The 4,849-nt window shown below is 67.7% G+C and carries 4 protein-coding genes; 1 reads left to right on the plus strand and 3 read right to left on the minus strand.

Annotated features, from left to right (window positions below; genetic code table 11):
• Together AX708_RS13500 and AX708_RS13505 are read right to left on the minus strand one after the other, a co-directional pair.
• On the minus strand, positions 1-626 hold a 626-nt coding region (locus tag AX708_RS13500; protein ID WP_197426398.1), incomplete at its 3' end, for a DNA translocase FtsK 4TM domain-containing protein.
• A 98-nt stretch (positions 627-724) separates the two neighbouring features.
• Positions 725-1,261: a thiamine phosphate synthase gene (locus tag AX708_RS13505; RefSeq protein ID WP_066526611.1), complete on the minus strand. Its 537-nt coding sequence runs from the start codon at positions 1,259-1,261 to the stop codon at positions 725-727.
• Between the two features lie 22 nt (positions 1,262-1,283).
• Here AX708_RS13505 and AX708_RS13510 point away from each other — a divergent pair, with 22 nt between their 5' ends.
• Entirely contained in the window at positions 1,284-1,946 is a 663-nt protein-coding gene (locus AX708_RS13510) for a YggS family pyridoxal phosphate-dependent enzyme (RefSeq protein ID WP_066526606.1), read from the plus strand.
• 62 nt (positions 1,947-2,008) lie between these two features.
• On the opposite strand, the gene AX708_RS13515 is transcribed toward AX708_RS13510, so the two are convergent.
• On the minus strand, positions 2,009-4,714 hold the full coding sequence (locus tag AX708_RS13515) for a TonB-dependent receptor (protein ID WP_369815628.1): 2,706 nt from the start codon (positions 4,712-4,714) through the stop codon (positions 2,009-2,011).
• Between the last annotated feature and the right edge of the window lie 135 nt (positions 4,715-4,849).

Genomic DNA, 4,849 nt, shown 5'->3' on the forward strand with positions numbered 1-4,849 from the left:
ATCAACACCCGCCAGTCGATCGCGAAGATCCGCGTCAGCAGCGCGACGCCCGCGCCGAGGCAGACAAGCGCGAGGCCGAGGATCACCCAGCCCTCCGCCCCCGCGCCGAACCGCGCTGCAACCGCGCGGATCGCGCCCGCCCCGAGCAGCCCGGAAAGGCCGCCCGCCTGCGCCGGCAGAGTCCCGCCCGGCCCTTCGAAGAGCAGGCTGAGCACGGTGGCGATCAGCGTCATCGCGATCAGCAGCAGCGCGGCGGGCATCCACCAGGCGGTGGTTTCGGGTTCGTCGCCGTTCTCGACATCGCGCCACAGCTTGCGCGCGCTGACATAGAGCAGCGGCAGCAGCAGCACGCCGGGCAGGCCGAACACCAGCAGCACGCGGTCTGCCGCCCAGGCCCCGGCGCGGCCCATCCAGTTGGCGACTTCCGCCGGATCGGCTGCGGTCGAGGGACTGGGGTCGGTCTGGGTGTAGCTGGCGAGCGCCAGGGCGAGGAACACCGCCGCGCCGAGCAGCAGCCCGGCGCCCGCCATCTGGGCAATGCGGTGCAGGGACCGGCGCAGCCCCGCACGCCATTCGGCGTCGGTCTGGCGAACGGGTTTGGTGGTTGCGACCGCGCGGCTGGCCATGGGGGATTCTCCTGTGCGGAACACATCATGAATCCTAGGCGGAGTCCGGTCAAGGAAAGAGCGATGAACGACATCGACGCCGGGATCGCCCCTAGCGGCTAGGACAAGCCGTCGATCGCGGCCCAGCGCTTCCATCGCAAGGTGCGGGCCCGCTTCGCAGTCATGCCTCCCAGCGCGATCACCGGAAGCCGCGATTGCCGTCCCAGCAGCCGGAAGCGCACCGGCCCCAGCACCGCGCCGCCCGGGTGCGAGCGCGTCGGGAACACCGGCGAGAGCAGCGCCGCATCCGCGCCCAGCCTTGCCGCCAGGCCCAGTTCGGCCATGTCGTGCGCGGTGGCGAGGTGCAGCAGCCCCGCCCGCCGCGGCCACAGCGCGCGGGGTGCGCCATAAATTCCGTCCGCCCCCCACTCCCGCGCCGTCAGCGCCGAATCCGCGAGCACCACCACGTGGCCGCGTGCCCTCGCCGCCCGCCGAAGCGCGCGGAAGCGCGCGAGGCGCTCGTGCCCGTCCAGATGATAATGGCGATAGATCAGCCCCGAACCGCGCGGCAGCGCGGCGAGGGCCCGCTCCAGCCCCGCATCGTTGCGCGCGTCCGAGATCAGCCACAGGGCGGGGAGGGTCTTTGCGCGGGCCATCCAGCCGCTATAGAGCGCGGCGATGGAAAACGCAGCCACCCGCCTCGCCGAAGTCCGCGCCAATATCGCCCGCGTCTGCAAGCCCGCGCGCCGTTCGCCCGACAGCGTCACGCTGATTGCGGTGAGCAAGACCCACGACGCCGACGCGATCCAGCCGCTGATTGACGCAGGCCAGCGCGTGTTCGGCGAGAACCGGGTGCAGGAGGCGCAGGGCAAGTGGCCCGCCTTGCGCGAGGCCCATCCCGACATCGAACTCCACCTCATCGGCCAGCTGCAATCGAACAAGGCGGAGGAAGCGGTCGCGCTGTTCGACATGATCCACGGTCTCGACCGGCCGAGCCTGCTGACCGCGCTCGCGAAGGCGATGGACAAGGCGGGGCGGCAGGTGCCGTGCTTCGTGCAGGTCAATATCGGCGACGAGCCGCAGAAGGGCGGCTGCCCAATCGCCGATCTGCCCGGATTCCTCGCCGAGGTGCGGCAGACCGGCATCCCCCTGGCGGGCCTGATGTGCATCCCTCCGGCCGACACGGAGGCCGCGCCGTTCTTCGCCTTTCTGGCGAAACTGGCGGCGGACAACGGCGTCTTGGGCCTCAGCATGGGGATGAGCGGGGATTACGAGACCGCGGTGATGCTCGGCGCGACCCACGTGCGTGTGGGGACCGCGCTGTTCGGCCAGAGGGGTTAGCCCCAACGAGAAAGGGGCGCCCTTTCGGACGCCCCCTCTCCGAACTGCACTCTTGGTGCGGCTCAGAAGTTGAACCGGCCGGTCACGCCGTAGACGCGCGGTTCGGCGAGGAAGTGCGAGAAGATCTGGCGCCCGCCCGGGAACTGCGGATCAACGAAGGGCGCCGAGGTCGTGCCCGCCTGGAACGGCGAGTTGAACGCGACCTGGGCATAGTCCTTGTTGAAGATGTTCTGGCCCCAGAACTCCAGCGACCACTTGAGGTCCGGCCCGCGGATCCCGATGCGCGCGTTGAACAGCGCGAAGCTTTCCTGCTCCTTCTGCGGGAACAGGTCGGAGCCGGTGTTGAAGCCTTCGGTATAGCGCCCGTCGACGTAGAACAGGCCGGTGAGGCCGCTCGAGCCGATTTCAGGGGTCCAGGTGATGCTGCCGGTGGCGACCCACTCGGGCGCGTTCGACAGGTTGTCGCCCGGCAGCTTGCGCAGCGCCGGGTCGAGCGGGGCGCCGGACGCGTTGCCGACCAGATCGTCGACATAGCGGGTGCGCGCATAGGTCACGCCGCCGGCGATGTTGAGATTGTCGGTCGCATTGATCTGGGTCTCGATTTCGACACCCTGTGTGCGCACCCCGTAGCTGACGTCGGCGGCGGCGCAGGAACCGGTGGCCGCGCTGGTGTCGGTATCGGAGGAAGGCCCGCCGACCAGATCGCCGCTGCAGCCGTTGACGTTCTGCACCAAGAACACCGTCCCGTTGAAGGTGTTCAGCTGGAAGTTGCTGAAATCCGAACGGAATGCTGCAAGGCTGAGGCTGAACGGCCGGGTCGCGTACTTGAGGCCGAATTCGTAGCTGTCGACCAGCTCGGGATCGAACTGGAGGTTGCGTACCAGCGCCTGCGCCCCGGCCTGCCCGCCGAACGGCAGGATCGGCGACTTCAGCGCCGAACGGTCAAGGTTGAAGCCGCCCGCCTTGTAGCCGCGCGCGTAGCTGACATAGGCGAGGAGGTCGTCGGTCGCCTTCCACGAAAGGATGCCGGTGCCGGTCCACTCGTCCTCGCTGCGGTCGTCGCTGATCGCAACCCCGTTGAGCTCGGCGGTCGAGTTGCCTTGGCACGAGAGCCCGATCAGCGCGCCGGCCAGCGCGCGGGCGGTGGCATTGGTGCTCGCCAGATCGTCGACGAGCAGCCCCTGCACCGTGGTGCAGGCGGTGTTGTCGTTGCCGAACCGCGCCGAGAAGTCCTTCTGGTCGTTGGTGTAACGCACGCCGAAGGTGAACGAGAGCCGGTCGGTGATGTCGAAGATGTTGTGCGTGAACAGCGCCCAGTTGGTGCCGTCCTGCTTGTACTGGTCGATCGTCGAGCCGCGGTTGTTGAGCCCGTCCAATGCGGTGAAACCGGCGACGATATCGGCACCGGTCTGGCCGCCGCCCGTGGCGGCAGCGAGCGTGGCCGGGCCGACGCCCGGGGCAACGCACAGCGGGCTGGTCGGCGAATAGAGGCCGGCAAGGCCGCCGCCCGAGATGATGCGGCAGGTGGCGAAGCGGCCGTACTGGTTGCCGAAACGCAGGTTGTCGCGCACCGTCAGCTTCTCGTTGGCGAAGAAGCCGCCGACCAGCCAGTCGAGCTTGCCGTCGAAGGCCTCGCCCTGCAGGCGCAGTTCCTGCGTGAAGGTGTGGAACTGGCGGTAGGCCTCGTCGCTTTCGGCGCGGTAGAGGATGTCGACCGTGCCGTAATCGGTGTCCGAAGCCTGGCCTGAGCGATATTCGCGGTAGGCGGTGATCGAGGTCAGCGTCGCCCCGCCGAATTCGTAATCGATCTGGCCGGAGAAGCCGTAGTCCTTGGTGACGCCCGCGAAGCTGCGACCCGGGGTGACCGAGACATTGCGGCTGAAGCCCTGGTTGAAGGCGCCGAGGTTCTGCCCGAGATCGCGCAGCACGTTGATGATGTTGTTGCCGTTCTGCTGCAGCGGCGAAAGCGGGGTCGAGGGGTTGTTGAGATTGCCGATCGACGGGGTGATGCTTGCATCGACATAGGTCGCCGCGCAGCACTTCTCGTCGCGGTAGGTATAGTCCGCGATCAGGCGGATCGAGAGCGCGTCGGTCGGCTCGAACAGCACCTGCCCGCGCAGGAAGAAGCGGTCACGATCGTTGACATCGGTGTTGTTGGCGGTGTCGGTGTAGAAGCCGTCACGCTTGACGTAGATCCCGTCGAGCCGCGCGGCGACGTTTTCCGCGATCGGGCCGGTGATGCTGCCGCCGAGGCGGAAGAAGTTGTAGTTGCCGTAGGTCGCCTCGGCAGTGCCGCCGAAGTCGAACTCGGGCTTCTTCGAGAAGATGCTGATGAGACCGGCCGAGGAGTTGCGCCCGCCGAGCGTGCCCTGCGGGCCGCGCTGGACTTCGACGCGGTCGATCTCGCCCAACTCGTTGAGGCCGATGCCCGAACGCGAGCGGTAGACGCCGTCGATGAACACCGGCACCGAGCTTTCGAGGCCGGGGTTGTCGCCCACGGTGCCGATCCCGCGGATACGGGCCGAGCCGTTGGCTTCCGAACCGGTCGAGGAGACCAGCAGCGAAGGCGCGACCTGGTTGAGCTGGCGGATGTCGTTCGCGCCCGAATTGATCAGCGTCTCGGAATTGACCGCCGAGATCGCGACCGGCACGTCGGCCAGCACCTGCTGGCGGCCCTGCGCGGTGACGATGATGACGTTATCGGGCTGGAGCTCTTCCTCACCGGCCTGATCGTCCTGCGCGAAGGCGGCGGTGGGAAGGAATGCCATGCCGGCGCCAAGCAGCGCCAAAGCACGAAGCGAGGTGTGTGATCTCATCTGGTCTCTCTCCCAAAATGTGGTCTTGTTTTGCTAGAGTCTGTCCTGTTTAGATTGAGGCATAGCCGCTGTTTCTGAGGTAGTTGG

Source organism: Erythrobacter sp. CCH5-A1 (assembly GCF_001557115.1).
GTDB lineage: Bacteria > Pseudomonadota > Alphaproteobacteria > Sphingomonadales > Sphingomonadaceae > Erythrobacter.